At 72.8% G+C, this 22,516-nt stretch carries 19 protein-coding genes; 13 read left to right on the plus strand and 6 right to left on the minus strand.

Annotation, left to right across the window (positions count from 1 at the left end; all coding sequences use genetic code 11):
* Positions 1–120 precede the first annotated feature (120 nt).
* Genes AC5L35_RS32175 through AC5L35_RS32190 form a run of 4 tightly spaced genes read left to right on the plus strand, consistent with a single transcriptional unit; the run spans position 121 to position 4,639 of the window.
* Positions 121–654, plus strand: a complete 534-nt coding sequence (locus tag AC5L35_RS32175) for a (2Fe-2S)-binding protein (RefSeq protein WP_495063506.1) — start codon at positions 121–123, stop codon at positions 652–654.
* A complete protein-coding gene (locus AC5L35_RS32180) occupies positions 651–1,646 on the plus strand; it encodes an FAD binding domain-containing protein (RefSeq protein WP_495063507.1) in 996 nt (331 codons plus the stop codon). Before AC5L35_RS32175 ends, AC5L35_RS32180 begins: the two co-directional genes overlap by 4 nt.
* Positions 1,643–3,940: a xanthine dehydrogenase family protein molybdopterin-binding subunit gene (locus AC5L35_RS32185; RefSeq protein WP_495063508.1), complete on the plus strand. Its 2,298-nt coding sequence runs from the start codon at positions 1,643–1,645 to the stop codon at positions 3,938–3,940. Before AC5L35_RS32180 ends, AC5L35_RS32185 begins: the two co-directional genes overlap by 4 nt.
* 6 nt (positions 3,941–3,946) lie before the next feature.
* Positions 3,947–4,639: a TetR/AcrR family transcriptional regulator gene (locus AC5L35_RS32190; RefSeq protein WP_495063509.1), complete on the plus strand. Its 693-nt coding sequence runs from the start codon at positions 3,947–3,949 to the stop codon at positions 4,637–4,639.
* Here AC5L35_RS32190 and AC5L35_RS32195 read toward each other — a convergent pair.
* Positions 4,636–6,426, minus strand: a complete 1,791-nt coding sequence (locus AC5L35_RS32195; RefSeq protein WP_495063510.1) for a hypothetical protein — start codon at positions 6,424–6,426, stop codon at positions 4,636–4,638. The genes AC5L35_RS32190 and AC5L35_RS32195 overlap by 4 nt on opposite strands.
* Before the next feature lie 16 nt (positions 6,427–6,442).
* On the minus strand, positions 6,443–7,060 hold the full coding sequence (locus tag AC5L35_RS32200) for a hypothetical protein (RefSeq protein ID WP_495063511.1): 618 nt from the start codon (positions 7,058–7,060) through the stop codon (positions 6,443–6,445).
* 307 nt (positions 7,061–7,367) lie between these two features.
* On the opposite strand from AC5L35_RS32200, the gene AC5L35_RS32205 reads away from it, so the two are divergent.
* The 5 genes from AC5L35_RS32205 to AC5L35_RS32225 all read left to right on the plus strand — a co-directional run bounded on the left by AC5L35_RS32205 (position 7,368) and on the right by AC5L35_RS32225 (position 12,943).
* On the plus strand, positions 7,368–8,147 hold the full coding sequence (locus AC5L35_RS32205) for an SDR family NAD(P)-dependent oxidoreductase (protein ID WP_495063512.1): 780 nt from the start codon (positions 7,368–7,370) through the stop codon (positions 8,145–8,147).
* Positions 8,144–8,617: a cupin domain-containing protein gene (locus tag AC5L35_RS32210; RefSeq protein WP_495063513.1), complete on the plus strand. Its 474-nt coding sequence runs from the start codon at positions 8,144–8,146 to the stop codon at positions 8,615–8,617. Before AC5L35_RS32205 ends, AC5L35_RS32210 begins: the two co-directional genes overlap by 4 nt.
* Positions 8,618–8,716: 99 nt before the next feature.
* Positions 8,717–10,450 (plus strand): ATP-binding protein, encoded by a 1,734-nt coding sequence (locus tag AC5L35_RS32215; RefSeq protein WP_495063514.1) that lies wholly within the window; start codon positions 8,717–8,719, stop codon positions 10,448–10,450.
* A 176-nt stretch (positions 10,451–10,626) separates the two neighbouring features.
* On the plus strand, positions 10,627–12,171 hold the full coding sequence (locus AC5L35_RS32220; protein ID WP_495063515.1) for an acyl-CoA synthetase: 1,545 nt from the start codon (positions 10,627–10,629) through the stop codon (positions 12,169–12,171).
* Between the two features lie 40 nt (positions 12,172–12,211).
* A complete protein-coding gene (locus AC5L35_RS32225; protein ID WP_495063516.1) occupies positions 12,212–12,943 on the plus strand; it encodes a Type 1 glutamine amidotransferase-like domain-containing protein in 732 nt (243 codons plus the stop codon).
* A 16-nt stretch (positions 12,944–12,959) separates the two neighbouring features.
* On the opposite strand, the gene AC5L35_RS32230 is transcribed toward AC5L35_RS32225, so the two are convergent.
* Positions 12,960–13,655, minus strand: a complete 696-nt coding sequence (locus AC5L35_RS32230; protein WP_495063517.1) for an alpha/beta fold hydrolase — start codon at positions 13,653–13,655, stop codon at positions 12,960–12,962.
* Positions 13,656–13,730: 75 nt separating this feature from the next.
* Here AC5L35_RS32230 and AC5L35_RS32235 point away from each other — a divergent pair, with 75 nt between their 5' ends.
* Entirely contained in the window at positions 13,731–14,318 is a 588-nt protein-coding gene (locus AC5L35_RS32235; RefSeq protein ID WP_495063518.1) for a TetR/AcrR family transcriptional regulator, read from the plus strand.
* 25 nt (positions 14,319–14,343) lie between these two features.
* Here the strand turns inward: AC5L35_RS32235 and AC5L35_RS32240 are convergent, their stop codons facing one another.
* Genes AC5L35_RS32240 through AC5L35_RS32250 form a run of 3 tightly spaced genes read right to left on the minus strand, consistent with a single transcriptional unit; the run spans position 14,344 to position 16,828 of the window.
* Positions 14,344–15,195, minus strand: a complete 852-nt coding sequence (locus tag AC5L35_RS32240; RefSeq protein ID WP_495063519.1) for a class I adenylate-forming enzyme family protein — start codon at positions 15,193–15,195, stop codon at positions 14,344–14,346.
* A 14-nt stretch (positions 15,196–15,209) separates the two neighbouring features.
* Positions 15,210–15,884 carry an AMP-binding protein gene (locus tag AC5L35_RS32245; RefSeq protein WP_495063520.1) on the minus strand — a complete coding sequence of 225 codons (675 nt, stop codon included), beginning with the start codon at positions 15,882–15,884 and terminating at the stop codon, positions 15,210–15,212.
* Positions 15,836–16,828, minus strand: a complete 993-nt coding sequence (locus AC5L35_RS32250; RefSeq protein WP_495063521.1) for a cytochrome c oxidase assembly protein — start codon at positions 16,826–16,828, stop codon at positions 15,836–15,838. The genes AC5L35_RS32245 and AC5L35_RS32250 overlap by 49 nt, the downstream gene beginning before the upstream one ends.
* A 165-nt stretch (positions 16,829–16,993) precedes the next feature.
* On the opposite strand from AC5L35_RS32250, the gene AC5L35_RS32255 reads away from it, so the two are divergent.
* The 3 genes from AC5L35_RS32255 to AC5L35_RS32265 are packed head-to-tail and all read left to right on the plus strand — an operon-like array spanning position 16,994 to position 22,505.
* The gene (locus tag AC5L35_RS32255; RefSeq protein ID WP_495063522.1) at positions 16,994–18,175 is read left to right on the plus strand and encodes a metallophosphoesterase family protein; all 1,182 of its coding nucleotides are present in this window, start codon (positions 16,994–16,996) and stop codon (positions 18,173–18,175) included.
* Positions 18,175–21,510, plus strand: coding sequence for an AAA family ATPase (locus AC5L35_RS32260; RefSeq protein WP_495063523.1), 3,336 nt, complete (start codon positions 18,175–18,177; stop codon positions 21,508–21,510). Before AC5L35_RS32255 ends, AC5L35_RS32260 begins: the two co-directional genes overlap by 1 nt.
* On the plus strand, positions 21,507–22,505 hold the full coding sequence (locus AC5L35_RS32265) for a hypothetical protein (protein ID WP_495063524.1): 999 nt from the start codon (positions 21,507–21,509) through the stop codon (positions 22,503–22,505). Before AC5L35_RS32260 ends, AC5L35_RS32265 begins: the two co-directional genes overlap by 4 nt.
* The last annotated feature ends 11 nt before the right edge of the window (positions 22,506–22,516 follow it).

Consider the following 22,516-nt stretch of genomic DNA (forward strand, 5'->3'; position numbering starts at 1 on the left):
GTGGCGGCTGCCGCGGGCCCGATCCCCCGGTACGAGTTAAGTCGCCACCGTTCTCTTGTTATGGATACGCCGTAGTGTTAACTTCGCCCGCGTCGGGTCCCGGCACGGACGGAGGATCACGTGGTCGAGGTACGGATTCGGGTCAACGGGGCCGTGCGGTCGCTCGAGGTGGAGCCGCGGGTCAGCCTGCTCGACGCGCTGCGCGACCACCTCGGCCTCACCGGCACGAAGAAGGGCTGCAACCAGGGAGCCTGCGGCGCGTGCACGGTGCTCGTCGACGGAGAGCGGATCAACTCCTGTCTCGCCCTCGCCGTGCAGTACGCGGGTCGCGAGATCGTCACCATCGAAGGGGTGGCGGCCGACGGGCAGGCCCACCCGCTGCAGGAGGCCTTCATCCGCAACGACGGCTTCCAGTGCGGCTACTGCACGTCGGGCCAGATCTGCTCGGCCATCGGGATGCTGGCCGAGCACCGGGCCGGAGTGCCCAGTGCGGTCACCGAGCACCTCGCAGCCGACGGCGTCGAGCTGTCGGCGGCCGAGATCCGGGAGCGGATGAGCGGGAACCTGTGCCGCTGCGGCGCCTACAACGGGATCGTCGAGTCGATCCAGGACGCCGCCTCGGGTGACCTCGACGTGCTGGAGACCGCCCGATGAGGTCGTTCGCCTACGTCAGCGCGCCCGACGTCGCCACCGCGGTCCGCGCCATCGCGTCCGAGCCCCGCGCGAAGCTCATCGGGGGCGGCACGAACCTCGTCGATCTCATGCGCGAGGACATCGAGCAGCCCGACACGGTCGTCGACATCACCGGTATCGCCCTGACCGGCGTGGACGAACTGCCCGACGGCGGGCTCCGGATCGGCGCTCTGGTCCGCAACAGCCACCTCGCCGCGCACCCGCTCGTCCGCAGCCGCTACCCGGTGCTGGCCCAGGCGATCCTGACCGGCGCGTCGGGGCAGCTGCGCAACATGGCGACGGTCGGCGGCAACCTGCTGCAGCGCACCCGCTGCCCGTACTTCTACGACCTCGCGGCCGCCTGCAACAAGCGCGAGCCGGGCAGCGGCTGCGACGCGCTCGGCGGGTTCACCCGCAACCACGCCGTGCTCGGCGCGAGCGAGAGCTGTATTGCCACCCACCCCTCCGACATGTGCGTCGCCCTCGCAGCGCTCGACGCGATCGTCGAGGTGGAGAGCGTGCGGGGCGTCCGGCGGATCCCGCTCGTCGAGTTCCACCGGCTGCCGGGCGACACCCCGCACGTCGAGACCGAGCTCGCGGCCGACGAGATGGTCACCGCCGTCGAGCTGCCGGCCCTGCCGGTGGCCGCCACGTCGCGCTACCGCAAGGTGCGTGACCGGGCGTCCTACGCCTTCGCGCTCGTGTCGGTCGCCGCGGCGCTGGAGGTGCGCGACGGCACGGTGGCCTCGGTCCGGCTGGCCCTCGGTGGTGTGGCGGCGAAGCCGTGGCGGGCCTACGGGGCGGAGCGCCTGTTGCTCGGGGCCGTGCCGACGGAGGAGTCGTTCCGGCGGGCCGCCGCGGCCGAGCTCGAGGCCGCCGTCGCCCAGCCGCACAACGCGTTCAAGATCGAGCTGGCGCAGCGGACGATCGCCGCGGTGTTCCGCCAGCTGCTCACCGAGGGGAGTGCGGCATGACCCAGGTGGAGAACCGCCCGCGGACCGCGACGCCAGGGCCCCTCGTCGGACGGCCGGTCGACCGCGTGGACGGCACGGCCAAGACCACCGGCGCCGCCCGCTTCTCCGCGGAGTACCCCTACGCCGACCTCGCGCACGCCGCGCTGGTGTACGCCACGGTCAGCCGGGCCCGGATCACCGACATCGACACCGCCGCCGCGTCGGCGGTGGACGGCGTGCTCTCGGTGATCACGCACCTCAACGCGCCGCCGATGAAACCGCCCCGCCCCGTCAACTACATGAATCTGAGCACGCTCGCCTCGGCGACGTCGGTGAACTACCTCAACACCGACGAGGTGCACTGGAACGGGCAGCCGGTGGCCGTCGTCGTCGCCGAGACGCTCGACGCCGCGCAGGAGGCCGCCGGGCTGGTCGCCGTCACCTACGAGGAGCTGCCCGCGACGGTGGACTTCGCCGCCGAGGAGGGCAACGCGACGCCGCAGAAGAACACCGCCATGGACTCGGGCGGGGCGAAGAAGGGCGACGCCGTGGCTGCGCTCGCCACCGCGCCCGTCTCGGTGGACCTGCGGTTCACCACGCCGGGGCACAACCACAACGCCCTCGAACCCCACGCGACCACGGCCGTGTGGGACGGCGACTCCCTCGCGGTCCACGAAGGGGCCCAGAACGTCGCGTGGGTGCGGGACCAGCTGGCGTGGCGGTTCGACGTCCCCCCGGCCTCGGTGCGCGTGATCGCCCCGTTCGTCGGAGGCGCGTTCGGCGGCAAGACCACGGTCTGGGCGGGCACCATCCTCACGGTGCTGGCGGCGCGGGTGACCGGCCGTCCGGTCCGCATGATGCTCACCCGCGAGGGCATCTACCGCACCGTCGGCGGCCGCACCCCGTCCACGCAGCGGGTGGCGATCGGCGCGGAGGCCGACGGCCGCATGACCGCCCTGATCCACACCAGTGTCACGCAGGTGGGCCGGGCGGGCGGCGGTCCGGAGCAGGTGACGTCCCAGACGCGGCACCTCTACGACGCAAAGAACATCCTGGTGCAGCAGAACCAGGTCACGCTCGACGTGCTGCCCAACACCTTCATGCGCGCTCCCGGCGAGTCCATCGGCACCTTCGCGCTGGAGGCCGCCGTCGACGAGCTTGCCTACGAGGTGGGGATCGACCCCATCGAGCTGCGGATGCGGAACGAGCCGGAGCGGAACCCGATCGACGGCAAGCGGTTCGCACATCGCGCGTTGCGCGAGGCCTACGCTCGCGGGGCCGAGCTGTTCGGCTGGTCGGCCCGGACGCCGCAGCCCGGCTCGATGCGGGACGGGAGGTGGCTGGTCGGCATGGGCGTGGCGTCGGCGTACCACCCGGCATGGCAGTTCCTGGCCAACGTCACCGTCCGGCTGGCGGCCGACGGCACCGTCCTCGTGCGGTGCGGGTTCCACGAGATGGGCATGGGTGGGGCCACCGCACAGGCGCAGATCGCCGCCGACGCGCTGGGCGTGCCGTTCGAGGCGGTCACAGTGGAGTACGGGGACAGCGCGCTCCCCACCGGACCGGGCGCAGGCGGCTCGGGCCAGACCGCCAGCGTGGCCGCGAGCCTCGTGGAGGCGTGCGACAAGCTGAAGCGGTCGGTGCTGGCCCTGGCGGCGCGCTCGGCGGAGTCGCCGCTGCGGGGGCAGCGCCTGTCCGACGTCCGGGCCAGGGACGGTGGGCTCTACCGCACCGACGACGCCCGCGGGGAGTCCTACGCGGGGATCCTCGGGCGGGCGGCCCAGGTGTCGGTCGACGCCGCCGTCGGCTCCGACACCCGCCTGGGCAGCATCGTCGGGCAGGCACGGTTCCTGACCAAGTTCGTGCTCGACAACCGGCGCTGGGTCAAGGCCGCGGCCGGCGCGCAGTTCTGCGAGGTCCGGGTCGACCCCGACACCGGTGAGGTGCGGGTGTCGCGCTGGCTCGGGGTGTTCGACGTCGGCACGGTGATCAACGCCAAGACCGCGAGCAGCCAGCTTCGCGGAGGAATCGTGATGGGCATCGGCATGGCGTTGCAGGAGGAGAGCCTCGTCGACCCGCGCAGCGGGCGCATCATGAACGCCAACCTCGCCGACTACCACGTCCCCGTGCACGCCGACATCCCGCCGATCGACGTGTTCTACCTGAACGAGCCCGACCCCACGATGCCGCTGGGCCTGGTCGGGATCGGCGAGGTGAGCATCACCGGCGTCGCGGCGGCGATCGCGAACGCGGTGCACCACGCCACCGGCAAGCGCGTCCGCGACCTGCCCATCACCCTGGACAAGCTGCTGTGAGGGCTCATGGGGACTGACCGGGCGCCGTTCCGGCGGGCCCGCCGCCCCGAGCACAAGCAGCAGCGGTACGAGGCCATCCTCGCCGCCGCCCGCTCCCAGGGGGAACGTAAGGGCGTCAACAACGTCAGCCTCGCCGACATCGCGGCCGAGGTCGGCGTGCACAAGTCGGCACTGCTGCGGTACTTCGAGACGCGCGAGGAGATCTACCTCCACCTCACGGCCGAAGGCTGGCAGGACTGGGTGGACGGCATGCGCGACGAGCTGACGCAGCTGCCGGTCGGGTCGGTCACCGGCGTGGCCGAGGTGGTCGCCCGCACCCTCGCCGACCGGCCGCTGCTCTGCGACCTGATGACCCACACGTCCCTCACCCTGGAGCGGAACGTGTCGCTGGAGGCGGTGCGGAGCTTCAAGCTCGCCGCGCTGGCCGCGCTCGCCGACGCCGAGGCGCTGATCCGGCGGGTGCTGCCCGACCTGACCGACGACGACGTCCGGGACCTGGTGGGGGCGGTCAGCGCCGTCGCCGCCGGCCTGTGGCAGGCCACCCATCCGCCTGCCACGCTCGTGGCCCTGTACGCGGAGGACCCCCGGCTCGGGCACACGCGGCTGGAGTTCACCCCGGCGTTGCAGCACCTCATCGAGGTGGTCCTGACCGGGCTGCTGCACCCGCGTGACCGTGGCGGCACGTCCCGGCCGGACTAGTGCGGCCCGGCGGCGACGGGCGTCATCCGGAACATCCAGACGTCGTCGACCCGGCGGCCGGGGGATCCCGTCACGCGCTGGGTCCATTCCAGGAGCGGTGCGCCGACCCCCGGCCGGTCGACGACGAGGACGACCGTCACTCCCGCGGCGCGCAGCTGACGCGCCGCCGAACCGGCGCCCGCCATGGACGTCGTGCGGCCGGCGGCGATCTCGGTGGCGACGCGCTGGTGGAGGGTGGCGGGCGTCTCGAGGAGCAGGTCGTGCTGGGCGTCCGACCCGATGAAGTAGCCACCGATCGTGCGATAGGGCATGCCGCCCGCCGCCTGCCACAGCAGCGGTTCGGCCCCGCCCATCCAGGTTCCGGTGATCGTCGGGACCGTCTCGACGACGTCGTCGGCCGCCAGGTGCTGCTGGGCCGAGCGTGTGAAGAACGTGGGGACCGCCGCGGGCACGGCCGCATGGGAGCCGGAGGGGAGCCAGGTGAGGGCGGCCAGCAGGCTGGCCGCGACAGCAGCGGTGCGGTGCAGGCCGGGCGGCCCGTCGGCCAGATGGTCCAGCCACACCGCCACCAGCAGGGCCACGCACAGCGTGACGAAGACCTGGAACCGGATGGGCTCGATCTCCGCCAGGAGGGGAACGCGCTCGGCGAGGTGCCAGGGCAGCGGGATCCCGGTGTCGTGGTCCAGCACCACGAGACCGACCCCGAAGGACAGCACGAGCAGCGCCACCCCGATGGCCCCGACCATCCGCGTCAGTGGCCGTCGGACGCTCACCACCGCGGTGAGCACGACGATCAGCAGCACCACGCCCAGGTAGCCGCCCTGCTCACCCGGGTGCGAGCGGAGCTGGTCGGCGAGCGGGCCGTTGCCGTCCTGGAACGCCGACAGGTGGGTCGGCACGACGATGTTGGCCGCGTCCGCCCCGGTCACGGCCGGGTCCCGGATCTGGGCGCGTGGCCGGTTCGGCCCGGCGAGGAGCTGGTAGAGGGGATACGCGCACAGCGTCAGGTACGTCGCCAGGCAGGCCGCCACGGCCCTGGCCACACCCGGCAGCCGCTCGACGGCGAGTTGCGGCCTGCGGACCGCCAGGCAGACGGCGACGACGACCAGCGCCACAGCGCCGAGGGCGGCCGTCTGGGAGTAGATCCCGGTCTGCGCCGCGAACGCGACACCGAGTAGCGCTCCCGCGCGTGCCGGGTGGGCGGTCGGAGCCACGACAACCGTGTGCACCGCCCACAGGAGCACGGGCGGTAACACGGCCCAGACGAGGTTGAGGTGGCCGACCGAACCGTGCGCGACGACAAATGGCGAGAACGCATACAGTAGCCCGGCTATTGAGCGCGGCAGCCATCGCGCGACATACGGGCGCAGTGCGAGCACGAGAGCCAGCCCGGAAACCACCGGCCCGAGAATCATTCCGATGTTGTAGGAGACGACCGGTCCGGCGGTGAGGGTGACCGGCGCCAGCAGGAACGCGAGCAGTGGAACCGAGGTGTTCCACATAGCGTTCACACCGCCCGGAAAGTTCTGGTAGGCGGTAAACAGAAGCTCCTGGCCGTGGCCGGCCGCCCACGGGAACCAGTTCAGCCACCAGGCGAACAGGTGGGCGTCGGCCGAGGTCGCCCCGGTGGTGGAGCCGCCGAGGTCGCCCAGCACCCGGCGGTGCACGGCGAGAGAGGCGATGACGTACGCCGTGGCCGTCAGCGCAGGTGCAATGCCCGCGCGCTGCCACAGGGAAAGGGCGCCACCGGTGGGTGTTGCCGCGCGAACACCGGTGGCGGTCGGCATGTGTACCGACTCCTGCTCAGGCCAGGGAGCCGCGCAGTGCCGCGTGCTTGGCCTTCAGGGTGGTGTCCTTGTTGATGGGGTCGTGAGCCTCGTCGGGGTCGAGCTTGCCGAGGACGGCGACGGCGTCGAGCACGGAGAACAGGCGGACGAGGTGGGCGATCCGGGCCTCGTCCTGATCGACGGGCTCCTGCTCGCCTGCGGCGAGGGCCAGCGTGCGGTCGATCCAGATGACCTCGACGTGCAGATCAGCGTGCTGCAGGAGGTCGCACAGCCGGTCGCGCAGCTCACCGGGGGACAGGTCGATCCAGCCGGACAAGGTGGCCGGGTCGACCGGTAACAGTCGGCCCCGCTTCCGGAAGTAGATCAGCTCGGCCGCGTATGCGTGGCCGTAGGCGTTGTACTGGCAGCGGTTGTAGAGGGAGATGGTGGTGCAGACCAGTTGCGTTCGCAACGGCCCCAAGGCGCGCAGAGTGCGGTCGTAACGGTGGACGCTGCTCAGGCTCCAGGACATCGCCCTGGCCGGTCCCAGCTGCTCCACAGTGGCGGCCGCGAGATGAGGCGCGAACCCCCAGAACTCCTTGCCCAGCCCTTCGAGGAGGCCTGTTGCGAGCCGATCGAGCTCGCCAGCAGCCATTCCCCTACCCCCTACCTTGTGAGTGATACGAATGGTACTCGCACGTGCAGTCGCATGTGCGTGCGAAGTGCCGGCGGACTTGTCGCGACAGCGAGTCCTGTCAATGGCGAGTGACGTATCCGGCGCATTAAGACTAGTTGTGGTCGGGCTATTCGGCTGTTGGAGCGGCTGCGACACCCCGCAGTTCGTCCAAACGTGCAGATGGGCCCCACTTCGACTACACCCGGTGACCGGCGGCGTCCACGGTAGGGGAACACCCGGCGTCCGATGGGGCGGTCTCATCCGGACCAACCGGCAGACTCCTCGTGTGCTCCCACCTCGTGACCCGGCCCTGCCCGACCTCTCCGGCGCCGTCGCGCTCGTCACCGGGGGGAGCGGCGGCATCGGTTCCGGGGTCGCGATGCGGCTGGCCGCGGCCGGGGCCGCGGTGGTGGTGCACCACAGCACCGGCGCCCACCGGGCCGAGGCGGTGGCGGAGGCGATCACGAACCGCGGCGGCCGGGCGGTCACCGCGCGGGCGGACGTCACCAGCGCCGACGAGTGCGCGGCGTTGATGGGCACGGCGGTGGAGCGGTTCGGGCGACTCGACGCCGTGGTCGCCGCGGCCGGGGTGCAGCCCGTCGCCGATCTCCCGGGCATGGGCGTCGACACCTGGCGGCACGTGCTCGACGCCAACGCCACCGGTGCCTTCGCCACGGTGCAGGCGGCCGCCGCCGTGCTGGACGGCAGCGGCGGGTCGATCACGCTGGTGGCCTCGATCGAAGGGACACGGCCTGCTCGCGCGCATGCGCACTACGCGGCGTCGAAGGCCGCGACGATCATGCTCGCCCGCAGTGCCGCGCTCGAGTACGGCCGGGTGGGGATCCGGGTCAACACCGTGTCCCCCGGCCTGATCCACCGGGCCGGGCTGGAAGACGACTGGCCCGAGGGGGTGCGGAGTTGGGAGCGCGCCGCACCGCTGGGGCGCCTCGGTGAGAGCAGCGACGTGGGTGACGCGTGCGTCTTCCTGGCCTCGCCCATGGCCAGGTGGATCACCGGCCACGATCTCGTGGTCGACGGCGGGATGTCGGCGGTGCCGTCGTGGTGAGCCGCGCCGACGGCGAGCGCGTGGCCGCGCTGCTGGGGCTCGAGCCGTTGCCCGACGAAGGAGGCCTGTTCCGGCGCACCCATCTCGACGCCCACTCCGCCGCGATCTACTACCTGCTGCTCGCGCCCGATTTCTCCGCGCTGCACCGGCTCGACGCCACCGAGACCTACCACTGGTACGCCGGATCACCGCTGCGGCTGCTCCTGCTGCATCCCGGCGGGGCGGTCGAGGAGCCGGTGCTCGGGCCCGGTCTCGAGGCCGGGCAGCGGCCGCAGGTGGTGGTGCCGGCGGGAACATGGCAGGGCTCCGGCCCGGAAGGGGAGTGGTCGCTCGTCGGCACCACCACTGCGCCGCCGTTCGACTGGGACGGTTTCCGGCTGGGCGACCGCGTCGCCCTCCTCGACCGGTACCCCGGCGCCCGGGCGCGGATCATGGAGCTGACCCGCCCGGCTCGACCCGATCGCCGGTGACCGCCGACGGGTGAAGCCGACCGGCGTGGCGTCCCGGCCCCCCGGCCGCGGGCCGGGTGTGGCCGGTTAGGGTCCCACCAGCAGTGACGAGGAGGGGTCGTGTCCGAGGAAGCGCCTGTCGGCCGCGTCGTCGGCACCGAGGACTCCACACCGCTGCTGTTCAGCGTGGCCCTGGCCCAGGAGCAGTACCTGCAGCTCGACGACGTCGTGGTCACCGTCCGTCCGGTACCCGGGATCGGCCCGGTGCTGACGTCCGGGGTGGTCACCGAGGTCCGGGCCCGGCACGAGGGCGCCTCCTTCGGCTCCGACGTCTTCCTCATCGCCGACGGGGTGCTGCCCGCGCAGGTGCAGGAGGTCGCCGAGATCACCACCACGCGGGTGGAGCCGGAGTGCTACGTCCCGCCGACGCCGGGCTCGCTCGTCCAGCGCGCCACCGGTGAGGATCGCGCACGAGCGCTGTACTTCGACCAGATGGCCCTGAAGGTGCCCGTCGGCCTCGGCCGTGACGGCGAGCCGATCTACGTCAACCTGGAGTTCCTCGACGGCACGCGCGGCGGCCACGTCTCGATCAGCGGCATCTCCGGCGTCGCCACGAAGACGAGCTTCGCGCTCTTCCTGCTGTACTCGATCTTCCGCAGCGGCGTGCTCGGGCGGCGGTCGGTCAACGCCAAGGCGCTGGTGTTCAGCGTCAAGGGTGAGGACCTGCTGTTCCTCGACCAGCCCAACAACCGTCTCGACGACGACCTGCGCGCCGCGTACGCCAAGCTCGGTCTGCTCGCGGCGCCGTTCGCCTCGGCGGGCTTCTTCGCTCCGCCCACGCCGGACGACCTCTCCGGCCGTCCGCACGTCACCGGCCGGACCAGCGGGGTCACCGCGTTCTGGTGGACGCTCGCGGAGTTCTGCACCGAGGAGCTCCTCCCGTACGTCTTCGCCGACGCCGAGGACGAGCGCAACCAGTACACGATGGTGATCCACCAGGTCGCGGCCCGGCTGCGGCGGGAGGCCACGCCCGTCGGGGACGGTGCGATCGCGGTGGGCGGCAAGGTGCTGCGCACCTACGACGACCTCGTGGAGTTCGTCTCCGACCGGCTCACCGACGAGGACGAACGCCGCGACTGGGCGGGCCCGGTCACCGGGACGGGCACGATCAACGCGTTCCTGCGGAGGCTGCGCTCCAGCCTCAAGCCGTTGCGCGCGATCGTCCGCGGCGACCTCACCGACGCGCCGGGCCGGCGGGTGAGCACCGACGCGCACCAGGTCACCGTCGTCGACCTGCACAACCTGCCCGAGCGCGCCCAGCGGTTCGTCGTCGGCGTGGTGCTCGCGTCCGAGACCGCGCGCAAGGAGGCCGCCGGGCCGGGCGGGCTGCTGTTCACGATGATCGACGAGCTGAACAAGTACGCGCCGCGCGAGGGATCGAGCCCGATCAAGGAGGTGCTGCTCGACATCGCCGAGCGCGGCCGCTCGCTGGGGATCATCCTGATCGGCGCGCAGCAGACGGCGAGCGAGGTGGAACGGCGGATCGTCTCCAACTCGTCGATCAAGGTGGTCGGCAGGCTCGACCCGGCGGAGGCCGGCCGTCCGGAGTACGGCTTCCTCCCCGCGTCCCAGCGGCAGCGCGCCACGCTCGCGAAGCCCGGCACGATGTTCGTCTCGCAGCCGGAGATCCCGGTGCCGCTGGCCGTCGAGTTCCCGTTTCCGGCCTGGGCGACCCGGCTGTCGGAGTCGGCGGGCGATCCGGAACGGTCGGCGAGCACCAACGGCGCGGCGCGGCTCGACCCGTTCGCCCGGCTCCCCGCGGTGCCCGACGACGAGGACGACGCCCCCTTCTGAGCCGAACCCCCGCGAGTCGCCCGTTTCGGGGGGCCGAGTCGCCCGCTGTTGCTCGGGCTCAGGCCTGGCCCCCGGTGCCCGATTTGTGAGCACCCGGTAGCGTGGCCCAAGACAGTCAGGAGTGACTGTTCCTGTCGTCGGCAGGACCCGCAGTTCTCGATCCCCCGAGGAGGCAGGTGTTCCCCGGCACCTTCGCCACGCTCACTCCCGACAAACCCGCCGTGATCATGTCGGACAGCGGTGCGGTTCTGACCTACTCCGAGTTGGACGAACGCTCCGCGCGGCTGGCGAACGTGTGGCGCGCAGGCGGCCTGCGGCCCGGTGACGGTGTCGCCCTGCTCGCGGAGAACCGGCTCGAGTACCACGTCGTGTACTGGGCCGCGATGCGCAGCGGCCTCTACTTCACACCGCTCAACCACCACCTGACGGCCGCGGAGGTCGTCCACATCGTGGCTGACTGCGGCGCGAAGGCGTTGGTCGTCTCGTCCGGCGTCGCCGCCACCGCGGCCGAGCTGCTCGGACGGACGCCGCAGGTGGTGCTCCGCCTGGCGGTCGGTGGCCCGGTGGAGGGCTACGACGACATGGTCGCCTCCCTCGCTGCCGCATCGCCCGAGCCGGCGGCCGACGAGCGCCGCGGTGCCGAGCTGCTCTACTCCTCGGGCACCACGGGGCAGCCGAAGGGCATCACCGTGCCGCTGCCGGCGGAGCGCGTCGACACGTACGTCAACCCGCTGAAGCGGCTGTTCGGCGCCGGGTACGGCATCGCAGCCGACACCGTCTACCTCTCGCCCGCACCGCTCTACCACACCGCACCCCTGCGCTTCACCGGCTTGGTGCACGAGGCGGGCGGCACCGTGGTCGTGATGCCGCGCTTCGACGCGGTCGCCGCGCTCCGCACGATCGAGCGGTACCGCGTGACGCACAGCCAGTGGGTGCCGACCATGTTCGTGCGGATGCTCAAGCTGCCCGACGACCAGCGCCTCGCCCACGACCTGTCCTCGCACCGCGTGGCCGTGCACGCCGCGGCGCCCTGCGCGGTCGAGGTGAAGCGGAAGATGATCGAGTGGTGGGGTCCGCTGGTGGAGGAGTACTACACCGGCAGCGAGGGGCTGGGTCTCACGATGATCGACTCCGTCACCTGGCTGCGCAGGCCGGGGTCGGTGGGGCGGTCGGTGCTCGGCGTGCTGCACGTGTGCGACGACGCAGGCGACGAGCTGCCGCCCGGCCAGGTCGGCACCGTCTACTTCGAGCGGCGCGCATTCCCGTTCACCTACCACAACGACCCCGAGAAGACCCGCCAGGCGCGGCACCCGGAACACGAGAACTGGGGCACCGCGGGCGACCTCGGGTACGTCGACGCCGACGGTTTCCTGTTCCTCACCGACCGCGCCGACTTCACGATCATCTCCGGCGGGGTGAACATCTACCCGCAGGAGGTGGAGGACGCACTGGCGCTGCACTCCGCGGTGCTCGACCTCGCGGTCTTCGGCATACCCGACCCCGAGATGGGCGAGCAGGTGATGGCGGTCGTGCAGCCGGCTCCGCAGGCGGCGGCAGGCCCCGACCTGGAACGGGAGCTGCTGGCCTACCTGAGGGAGCGGATCGCGCACTACAAGGTGCCGCGCAGGATCGACTTCGTGGACACGCTCCCGCGCGCTGCCACCGGCAAGCTGCGCAAGCACAGGCTGCGCGAGACCTACCTCGCCGGAGCGCACGTGTAATCGGCGAGCCGGTCGTCCCGCGTGGTGATTCGATCACGGCATGACCGCTGATGCTCCCACCATCCTGGCGACCTCGATGGGTTTCGCCCCCCGGAACCGCAACGAGATCGACTGCGAGCCCGGTCCGATCTTTCCCTACGCCTTCGAGCTGGCGAGGACGTCCGCGCGTCCGCGGCTCTGCTTCGTCGGTACCGCCACCGGCGACGCGATCACCTACCTGACCACGTTCTACGGCGCGTTCGCCGCGCACGACGTGCAGGCGTCGCACCTCGCCCTCTTCGCGATGCCGAACGTCGAGGACGTCCGGGCGCACCTGCTCGCCCAGGACGTCATCTGGGTCGGCGGCGGCAGCACCGCCAACCTGCTCGCGGTCTGGCGGGTGCACGGGCTGGACCGGATCCTGCGCGAGTGCTGGGAGGCCGGAGTGGTGCTCGGCGGCGTCTCGGCGGGGTCGATCTGCTGGCACGACGGCGGCACCACCGACTCGTTCGGGCCGCAGTTGGCAGCGATCACCGACGGGCTGGGCTTCCTGCCGTACTCGAACGGGGTGCACTACGACGCCGAGGAGAGGCGACGGCCCCTCTTCCACGAGCTGATCGGAAACGGGACGCTCGGCCCTGGATACGCCACCGACAACGGCGTCGGCATCCATTACGGGGGCACCGAGTTCGTGGAGGCTGTCGCGGATCGACCGGACGTGTTCGCCTACCGGGTCGAGCGCGGCGCCGACGGCACGGTGAACGAGACGAGGATCGTTCCGCGGCGGCTGTGAGCGCGGCGCGGGGCGTCTACAGGCTCAGCAGTAGGTCGCGGACCGCGCCGGGCTGAGACAGGAACGGGTGATGGCCCGCGTCGATCTCGACGACACGGCCGGCCCTGCGGGCGAACTCGCGCTGCGACCGGGCAGGGGTGCCGGCGTCCCGGGCGCACACGAGGTAGGTCGAGGGGACGTGGTGCCAGGCCGCCGCCCCCACCGGCTGTCCGGTCACCTGCACGTTCTGAACGGCGAGATGGTCCGCCGCCTCGGCCTGGACGTCGGCGTCGCAGTCCTGCAGGAACGTGTCCACCAGCAGCTCGGGGCGAACCCCGAACGTCCCGGCGTCGAGATCGACGTCGAGGAACGGGGCGGGCCTACCGTCGCCGAAATCCGACAGGCTCTGCCCGACCTCAGGCAGGTAACTGGAGATCAGCAGCAGGTGGCGCACCGATGCCACGCCCGCGGCCGCCTCCGCCGTCACGATGCCGCCGTAGCTGTGGGCGACCACGATGGTCGGCTCGTCGCTGTCCTGCAGCACCTGCCGCACTGCGCCGACGTCCTCGGCCAACCCCGGGCCGCCGGCACCTCCCGGCACGCCGGCCTCTCCACAGCTCGGGAGCGCCGCGGCCACGCTCGCCACCCCTCGCTCCTGCAGGAGCCCGGTCATGCGGTGCCACCACCACGACCCGTCCTGCACACATGCCCCGTGCACGAACACGACCCTCATCGCACCTCCACGTTGACCTCGACCGCCGTTCGGTCAACGGTAGACGTACTCGGAGTTACGTGAAAATGTGCACCGGTGGGACGGCGACCGCAACCCGAGATCAAGGACCGGCTGCTCGACGCGTGCACCGACCACGCGCTCGAGCACGGCCTGCCCGACAGGCTCGAGCCGCTGGCCCGCGCCGCCGGCACCTCGACCCGCATGCTGATCTACCACTTCGGCACCCGCGACGGCCTGCTGCGCGCCGTCCTCGGGCACGCGCGGCAACGCCAGCTCGCCACCTTCGGCGACCTGCTGCGCGTGCGACCCGACCAGCCCTACACCCTCACGCTGATGTGCGCCTGGACTTTCATCACCGGTCCCGAAGGGCAGCCCTATCTGCGGATGTTCGGGCAGTTGCGGGAAAGCGCGGCGCAGCAACTGTTGCCCGACTTTCGCCGGATGGCGACAACCGACTGGCTCGGGCCGCTCGAAGAAGGCCTGCGCAGTATCGATCGGCCGGAGCTCGCCACCCTCGTCCTCGCAGTCATTCGCGGTCTCCTCATGGACCTCGATGCCACTGCCGACAGCACCCGTACGGATAACGCGTTCTCCTACTTCCTCAGCACACTCGACCACCAGATCGTCCGCGAAGGTCCCACCGCTGAACGTGGTCCTGGATGAGCCGGCGTCCGTATCCGGCGAGAACTCACGTGTCCCGGTCGCGCCGGTAGGGCTCCCGCAGATCGCGCTTCATGACCTTTCCGGCTCCGTTGCGTGGCAGTGCGGAGACGAGGTCGACGGACTTGGGGCATTTGTAGGCGGCGAGATGGTCCCGGCAGAACCGCAGCACGTCGGCAGTCTCGGGAGTGCGCCCCGCGACGGGGACGATCACCGCCTTGGGGACCTCGCCCCACTTCTCGTCGGGCACGGCGATCACGGCGACCTCGGCCACGGCGGGGTGTTCGGCGAGCACGCGTTCCAGCTCCGCCGGGTAGATGTTCTCGCCGCCGCTGATGATGAGGTCCTTCACGCGGTCGACGACGAACAGGTAGCCCCGGTCGTCGAGGTAGCCGGCGTCGCCCGTGCGGAACCAGCCGCCGGGCGCCACGGCGGCCGCTGTGGCCTCCGGCGCTCGCCAGTAGCCCGCCATGACCTGGTCCCCGCGGACGTGGACCTCCCCGACCTCGCCGGGAGGGTTCCGATGTCCGGTCTCGGGGTCCACGATCGCCACCTCCAGGCCGTCCAGCGGTCGTCCCGCCGATCTCAGGTGCCGCTCGTCGAGCGGGTCGCGGTGGTCCGCTGCGTCCAGAACCGTGACGACTCCGGAGAGCTCGGTGGCTCCGTAGACCTGGCAGATACCGGCATCGGTCGCCTGCAGCAGGCGCCGTAGCAGCGGGAGCGGGATCGGTGCGCCGCCGTAGGCGAGACCCTCCAGGGAGGACAGGTCCCACGCCGCGAGGTCGGGGAGCTCGACCAGACCGGCGAGCACGGTCGGCACCACGAAGGCGTGCGTGACGCGGAACTTCGCCGCGATGGCGACGAGTTCGGCGGGCACCACGTCGCTGATGATGATCAACGGTGCCCCGCAGCCTCGCTGTGGGTGGCGAGGTTGCGGTGCGTGAGCATCGCGCCCTTCGGGAAGCCGGTGGTCCCCGACGTGTAGAGCTGGACGAGGCACTCGTCGGGGCCGGCGTCCCGCGGCCCGTCCGCCGGAGCCGTGGAGCACACGATCTCCTCGTACTCGCGGCCGACCACGATCACGTGATCGCCGTAGCCCGGCCCGGTGAGCACAGGCGCGAACTCCGGACGGGTGATCACGAGCTTCGCCCCGGAGTCCTGCAGGACATAGGTGATCTCGGGCGGGGCGAGCCGGTAGTTCACCGTGACGGTCACCGCTCCGACCCACGCGCCGGCCAGGATCAGCTCGAGGCAGGCGGGGTGGTTCCTGCCGAGGAAAGCGATCCGGTCGCCCGCGACCACGCCGGCGTCGGTGAGCGCACGCGCCAGGCGCCGGACCCGGTCGAGCAGCTCGGCCCAGGTCGAGACATCGTCGTCGAACCGCAGCGCGACGGCCGCCGGCTGCTCGGCCGCCCAGTGGCGCAGCGAATAACGCGGAAGGAATGGGCATTCCTGGCCATCAGGACCATTGCCGGGATATGCCCGAACTCGATTGACTGCGCCGAATGTCGGGCGTTCCGTCAGTGCCGCCGGAACCGCTGGGACAGCTCCGGGTCGTCCTCCCACCACAGCCGCGGGCGGTCCGCGTCCTCCTGGTCGTCGGGCGCGGGCACCGAGGCGGCCAGGGCGGCGTCGCGCTCGTCCAGTTCGGCGTCGATCACCGCGGCGCGCTGCCGGTCCTCACGGGTCATCCGCGCGACCACCACCCCGATGAAGGGCAGCCCCACCACGTCGCCGCCGATCCAGAGCGCGCCCGCGCCGAGCCACTGGTCGACGTGCAGGCTCGGTCCCCAGTCGCGCGCGACGGCCGTGTAGTAGCCGGCCGCCACCAGCGGTCCCAGCCAGAGCACCACGCCGAGCACGGCGTCGCCGATCATCTCCACGATGGTGATCGCGAGCGTCACGCCGTAGGGATCCGCCCGAGGGGCCGGGTCGATGCGGAACCTGGTCCAGAAGTAGACGAACCCGGTGACCACCAGCACGAGCCCGGCAACCGCGCTGGCCAGGGCGCTGCGCAGCGTCTTCTCGTACAGCGGGCTGAGGTAGAGCACGAGCAGGGGCAGTGTCAGCACCACCGTCACGACCAGGGGGAACGTGGCCACCCGGGCACCGCGGCTGTGCATGACCCGGGAGAGCCGCGCGCGTGCCGGCGCGGGAAGCACGTCTCGCAGCAACGTGAGCGGGGCCCCGATCGCCAGCAACATCGGGACCACCATCAGCAGCACGATGTTCTGCACCGCCCGCACCCAGAACAGCGTGTCGTCGTACACGCCGAGGAACGACATCCCGACCAGCGCGATGATCACGACCCCGGCGCCGAAGCACGCGGTCCGGTTCCGTGGCCACGCCTCCGCCGTGGCCGGGCGCCTGCGCAACCCCACCCCGTACCCGCCGCCGAGTGCGGCCACGGTCGCCGCAACCCCCGGCGTGAACCGCCAGGACGTGAACGTTCGTGCCAGCGTCAACGGCGGCGGACCAGCATACGCCAGCGCCGCGACCACTCCGGATGCCACGCCTCGACGCTACGCGCGCTCCGGACCCGGTCCCGGCGGCGGACCGGGGCGACCCCGGCGCGCGGGCCGCCCGGCGACCGCACGCGGCCGCCGGTCATGACCATCGTCGCCGGTGGGTGTGGCGCTCCGGGATCTGACGGACCCGGTGCCTACGATGACGGCCTGATGCGACTGCTTCATACGTCCGACTGGCACGTCGGCAAGACGCTCAAGGGCCATTCGCGCCTCGACGAGCAGGAGCAGGTGCTCCGCGAGATCGTCGGCATCGCGCGTGAGCAGGAGGTCGACGCCGTGCTCGTCGCGGGCGACCTCTACGACACGGCGGCTCCGTCGGCGCAGGCGCAGCAGTTGGTGATCCGCACGCTCATGGGGCTGGCCCGCACCGGGGCCGAGGTGATCGCGATCGCGGGCAACCACGACCACGCGCCCACCCTCGACGCGTACCGGCCGCTGGCGGGCGTCGCCGGGATCACGCTGGTCGGGTCGGTGCGCACCGCGGATCGGGGCGGAGTGGTGGAGTTCACCGCCCGGTCCACGGGAGAGCAGGCCACGGTGGCGGTGCTGCCGTTCCTCTCGCAGCGCTACGCGGTACGCGCCGCCGAACTCGTCACCAACACGCCCGCCGAGAACACCGGCGCCTACGACCAGCAGCTGCGCGACATCCTGGCCAGCCTCACCGGTGGGTTCCGCGACGACGCGGTCAACCTCGTGATGGCCCACCTCACCGTGCTCAACGGCACGTTCGGTGGAGGGGAGCGGGCCGCGCAGTCGATCTTCGAGTATGCGGTGCCCGCCGCGATCTTCCCCATCGAGGCGCACTACGTCGCACTCGGCCATCTGCACCGCCGCCAGCGCATCGACGCGCCCTGCCCCGTGCACTACTGCGGCGCGCCGCTCGCCGTCGACTTCGGTGAGCAGGACAACACGCCGGTCGTCTGTCTCGTGGAGGCCGCTCCGGGCACACCGGCGAAGGTCACCGACATCCCGATCACGGCGGGGCGCAGGCTGCGCACGCTGCGCGGCACGATCGCGGAACTGTCGGTGCTCGCCGACACCGTGGGCGACGACTTCCTGCGTGTGTGGGTGCGTGAGCCCGCCCGCGCGGGCCTGCGGGAAGAGGTGATCGCGATGCTGCCCGGTGCCCTCGAGGTGCGGATCGACCCGGAGTTCGCCGCGCCCGTCGCGGCGTCCCGCCCCACCACCGGTGGGCCGGAGCAGGGCCCGTCGGAGCTGTTCCGCGAGTACCTGGGCACCCGCAACATCGCCGACACCCGCGTCGAGCAGCTGTTCGCGCGCCTGCACGACCGGGTCACCGACAGTTCGAGCCCCAGCGGGGGAGTGGGCTGATGCGCCCGGTACTCCTGGAGATGGCGGGCTTCGCCTCGTTCCGCGAGCCCACGTCGGTCGACTTCACGGGTGCGGAGTACTTCGCGCTGGTCGGGCCCACGGGGTCGGGCAAGTCCACGGTGATCGACGCGATGACCTTCGCGCTGTACGGGTCGGTGCCGCGGTGGGACAACAGCCGCACCGTCGGGCTGGCGCTGGCGCCGTCGGTCGGCCGTGGCACGGTCCGGCTGGTCTTCGACGTCGCCGGCGGCCGGTACGTCGCCGCGCGGGAGCTGCGGCGCTCGGCCACCGGGAGCGTGTCGGTGCGCAGCGCCCGGCTCGAACGGCTGCGTGACGCGTCGGGTCTGGGCGCTCCGGGCGAGGACACCGAGCCACTCGCCGACGGCGCCGGGCCCGTCACCAAGGCGGTGGAGGAGCTGCTCGGGCTGCCCTTCGGCGACTTCTGCACCTGTGTGGTGCTGCCGCAGGGCGATTTCGCCGAGTTCCTGCACACCGAGCCGCGCAAGCGCCAGGAGAAGCTGGTGCGGATCCTCGGGCTCGGGGTCTACGACGTGATCGCCCGTGAGGCCAACAGCGAGGCGGCGGCGCAGCGGCAGCGCTCCGAGGTACTGGCCGAGCAGCTCACGGCCTACGCCGACGCCACCCCGGAGGCCGAGGAGGCCGCCGCCGCGCTGGTGAGCGAGCTGGAGGCACTGTCGGAGCGCGTCGGCGCCGCCGTTCCCGAGCTGGCAGGCGCGGAGGCCGCCCTCGCCACCGCCGAGGAGCTGGTCACCCGGCTGGACGCGGAGCGGGAGCAGCTCGGCGCCCTCACCCTGCCTCACGGGCTCGCCGAGCTCGACACCCGCCGTCGCGCCGCGGCCGCCGAGCAGGCGGCCGCTGTGGCGCGGGGCGCCGCTGCCGAGTCCGCCGACACCGCCGCGCGCGAGCGGCTCGCCGCCGCCCCGGCGCGGGGCCCGCTGGAGCAGGCCCGCCGTCAGTACGCCGAGCTCCGGAGCCTGTCGGCCGAGCTGCCGGGCGCGCGGGAGCGGCACGAGAAGGCGAGTGCCGCCTACGCCACCGCCGCGAGCGACGCCGCCGACGCCAGAGCGGGGTTGGAGCACGCGCGGTCCCGCCGCGACAGCGCGGTCGCCGCGCTCACCTCGGCGCAGGACGCCGTGCGCAGGCTCACGGCCGAACGCGACGCGCTGCGGTCGGTGGCGGTCCCTACCGGGCTCGACGCGCTCGAACGGCGCCGCGCCGGTGCCACCGCCGCCCTGGACCGCTCCGACGCGCTGCTCGCCGAAGCGGAGACCGCCGACGCACAGGCCCGTTCGGTGCTCGCCGCCGCACCTGAGCGGGCGCCACTGGAGCAGGCCCGCCGCGACCGCCGTGAGCTCAACGACGCAGAGGAGGAGCGCCGCTCGGCCGGCGAGCGTGCTACGGCCGCCGAGCGGGAGATCGCGGCAGCCGTGGCGCTGGCGACCGACACCCGCCACCGCCTCGTCCACGCTCAGGAGCAGCACGCGCTCGCGCAGCGGGCCGATCTCGCCGCCGCGCTGCGCCCCGCGCTCGTCGCGGGCGAGGCGTGCCCGGTCTGCACCCAGGTGGTCGCCACCCTGCCCGCGGCGCTGCCGGCCGACACCGACCCCGACGGTCCGCGGCGCGCCGTCACCGCCGCCGAGCGGGCCCACGACGAGGCCCGGCGCCGGGAGGTGGCAGCGGAGGCGGCGCACGAGCGGATGGCCGCCGAGACCGATCGGCTGGACGCCGTGATCGCGCGTCTGCGCTCTGCGTTGCAGGGGGTGCTGCCCGCTCCCGGCGCGGCCCAGGTCCCGACGGCCGCGGAGATCGACGCCGCGCTCACCGAGCTCGACCGGCTCGCCGCGGCGGCTGAGGAGTCCGACGTCGCGGTGCGGAGTGCCCGGCGGCGCCGCGCCGAGGCGGCCGCAGCCGTGGAGGACCTGCGGGCCGAGGTCAGCGCCGCCGCGGCGGCACTACGCGCCGCCCGCGACCCACTGGTGCCGTTCGGAGCCCCGGCGGTCGACGGCGGCGACGTCCTCGGCGGCTGGACCGCGCTGGTCGAGTGGGCCGGCGCGGCGACCGCGGCCCGGCAGGCCGAGCTGCGGACCGTCCAGGAGGAGGCCGCGTCGGCCGAACACCTCCGGGCCGCCGCCGAGGAGTCGTGGACCGCGGCCGAGCGCGCCGCGGCCGAGCGCCGTCGCGACGAGACCGCCGCCGCCCGCGCCGAACAGGACGCGCGCGGTGCCGTCGAGGCCATCGAGCGGAGCGTCACACAGCTGGAGGCCGCGCTGGCCGGCGCGCCGTCCGACTCCGACGCCGCTGCCGAGCTGGAGCGTCTCGACGCCCTCGACCTCGCGGTCCGGGAGACCGACGCGGAGCTGCGCGCCGCCCGCACCGCGTGGCGGTCGGCCGAACGTGCCGCGGCCGACGTCGGCCGGGAGGTCACGGCGGCCTGGGACGCGCTGCGCCACGCCCGCGACCCGCTCGTCCCGCTCGGCGCGCCCGCCGTCGGCGGCGACGAGCTGCTGGCGGGATGGCAGACACTCGTCGGCTGGGCCCGTCGGGAGGCGGCCGCCCGCACCGAGCGGCTGACCGAGGCGGAGCGCGCCGCACAGACGGCCAGGGCCGCCCGCGACGCGGTGGAACGCCGGATCGCCGACGACCTGCTCACCCATCACGTCTCCGCCGCTCCGCCGCTCGGCACCACCGCGCTGGCCGCCGTCGCCGGCGTGATCGCCCGGTCCCGGTCGGCCCAGGAGCGCGTCGCGGAGCGGCGGGCGGCGGCGGAGAAGATCCGCGCCGACCGCGAGGAGGCCGAGTCGGCACAGCAGGTCGCGAAGCTGCTCGGCAACCTGCTGCGGTCCGACGGGTTCCCGCGCTGGCTGGTCGCCTCAGCGCTCGACGCGCTCGTGGCCGACGCGTCCCGCAGCCTCGCCGAGCTCTCCGGCGGCCAGTTCGAGCTCACCCACGAAGGCGGCGAGTTCCTGGTGATCGACCACGCCGACGCCGACGCGCGGCGCCCGGTCAAGACGCTGTCGGGCGGCGAGACGTTCCAGGCGAGCCTCGCGCTCGCACTGGCGCTCTCGGCGCAGATGTCCGGGCTCGCCGCGCAGGGTGCCGCCCGCCTGGAGTCGATCTTCCTCGACGAGGGCTTCGGCACTCTCGACGAGGCCAACCTCGAGGTCGTCGCGAGCACGCTCGAGAACCTCGCCACCCGGGGCGACCGGATGGTCGGCGTCGTCACGCACGTGGCGGCGCTCGCCGAGCGGGTGCCGGTGCGGTTCGCCGTGAGCCGCGACCAGCGCACGTCGTCCGTCACGCGGGAGGGCCTGTGAAGTTCGCCGTCGAAGCCTGGGATCCCTCCTACGGCGCCAGCGTCGAGTCCGAGCTCAACGAGTCGGCCGCCGAGGTCGTGCTCGACGTCGAGCAGCCCGTGCAGCAGTGGTGCCCGGTCGACCCCGACCCCGCTGTCGCGCCTCCCGACGCCGTGCTCTTCGTCGACGGCGTGCGGCGGGTCGACGCGCAGGTGTGGGTGGAGGAGGAGCCCGGGCAGGCCTCACCGGCGCTGTGCGCGTCGTATGCGGCCGGGGCGGTCTGCTGTTGCCGGGAGGGCGCACACCTGCTGCCGCCCGAGGTCCGCCGTGGCGTGTTCAGCACGGCGGAAGCCACCACCGACATCGTCACCGGGGCCGGCGCCTACCAGGCCCACCACACGACCGAGCGGCCCGGCGTGGCGCCCGGCCAGGTGCTCAGCTCGGCGCTGCAGCGGGCGCTCGCCGACACGGAGTTCGTCGCCGCCACCGTGGCGCGCGCCGCCCACCTGGCCCCGCTCGACGGGGCCACCCTCGACCACGCCGCCGTCGACGACCTGCTCGTCCTCGACGGTTCCCTGCGCGGCCGCCAGCACCTGCCGCGCACCATCGGGTACGTCAAGACCCACCACAGCAGCTACCTCCCCGCCCAGCTCGGCGCCATGATCGCCACGCTCGCCGCCGGGCAGCGCACGCCCGTCTTCCGGATCGAGGCCCCCTGGCGGCGCCACACCTGGTACCTCCGGCTGCCGTGCCGTCCGGGAGCGCCGTGGGCGGGGATCGTGCGGGTGGAGTGCAGCGCCGAGCTGGCCACGGCCGACGCCGTCACGCTCGCGTCACGGAGCCAGGTGACGTTGGGCCGCTTCGCGTCGGTCGAGTACAAGGACTCCCGGGCGCCGCAGAACCTCTACCCGATCGCCGGCCTGGAACGGGAGCTGCGCCGGCGGCTGGGAGATCCCAACCTGGTGTACCGGGCGCTGCGCCGCGCGGCGGCCGAGCGGGAGCCTGCGGTGGTCTGACCCCGCTGGGG

It is taken from the genome of Pseudonocardia sp. OZ21 (assembly GCF_059359135.1).

Coding starts and splice junctions, on each gene's coding strand:
- AC5L35_RS32225 (WP_495063516.1), top strand. CDS start 12,212: ATGACCGCTGATGCTCCCACCATCCTGGCGACCTCGATGGGTTTCGCC.
- AC5L35_RS32185 (WP_495063508.1), top strand. CDS start 1,643: ATGACCCAGGTGGAGAACCGCCCGCGGACCGCGACGCCAGGGCCCCTC.
- AC5L35_RS32255 (WP_495063522.1), top strand. CDS start 16,994: ATGCGACTGCTTCATACGTCCGACTGGCACGTCGGCAAGACGCTCAAG.
- AC5L35_RS32195 (WP_495063510.1), bottom strand. CDS start 6,426: ATGCCGACCGCCACCGGTGTTCGCGCGGCAACACCCACCGGTGGCGCC.
- AC5L35_RS32180 (WP_495063507.1), top strand. CDS start 651: ATGAGGTCGTTCGCCTACGTCAGCGCGCCCGACGTCGCCACCGCGGTC.
- AC5L35_RS32230 (WP_495063517.1), bottom strand. CDS start 13,655: ATGAGGGTCGTGTTCGTGCACGGGGCATGTGTGCAGGACGGGTCGTGG.
- AC5L35_RS32190 (WP_495063509.1), top strand. CDS start 3,947: ATGGGGACTGACCGGGCGCCGTTCCGGCGGGCCCGCCGCCCCGAGCAC.
- AC5L35_RS32200 (WP_495063511.1), bottom strand. CDS start 7,060: ATGGCTGCTGGCGAGCTCGATCGGCTCGCAACAGGCCTCCTCGAAGGG.
- AC5L35_RS32260 (WP_495063523.1), top strand. CDS start 18,175: ATGCGCCCGGTACTCCTGGAGATGGCGGGCTTCGCCTCGTTCCGCGAG.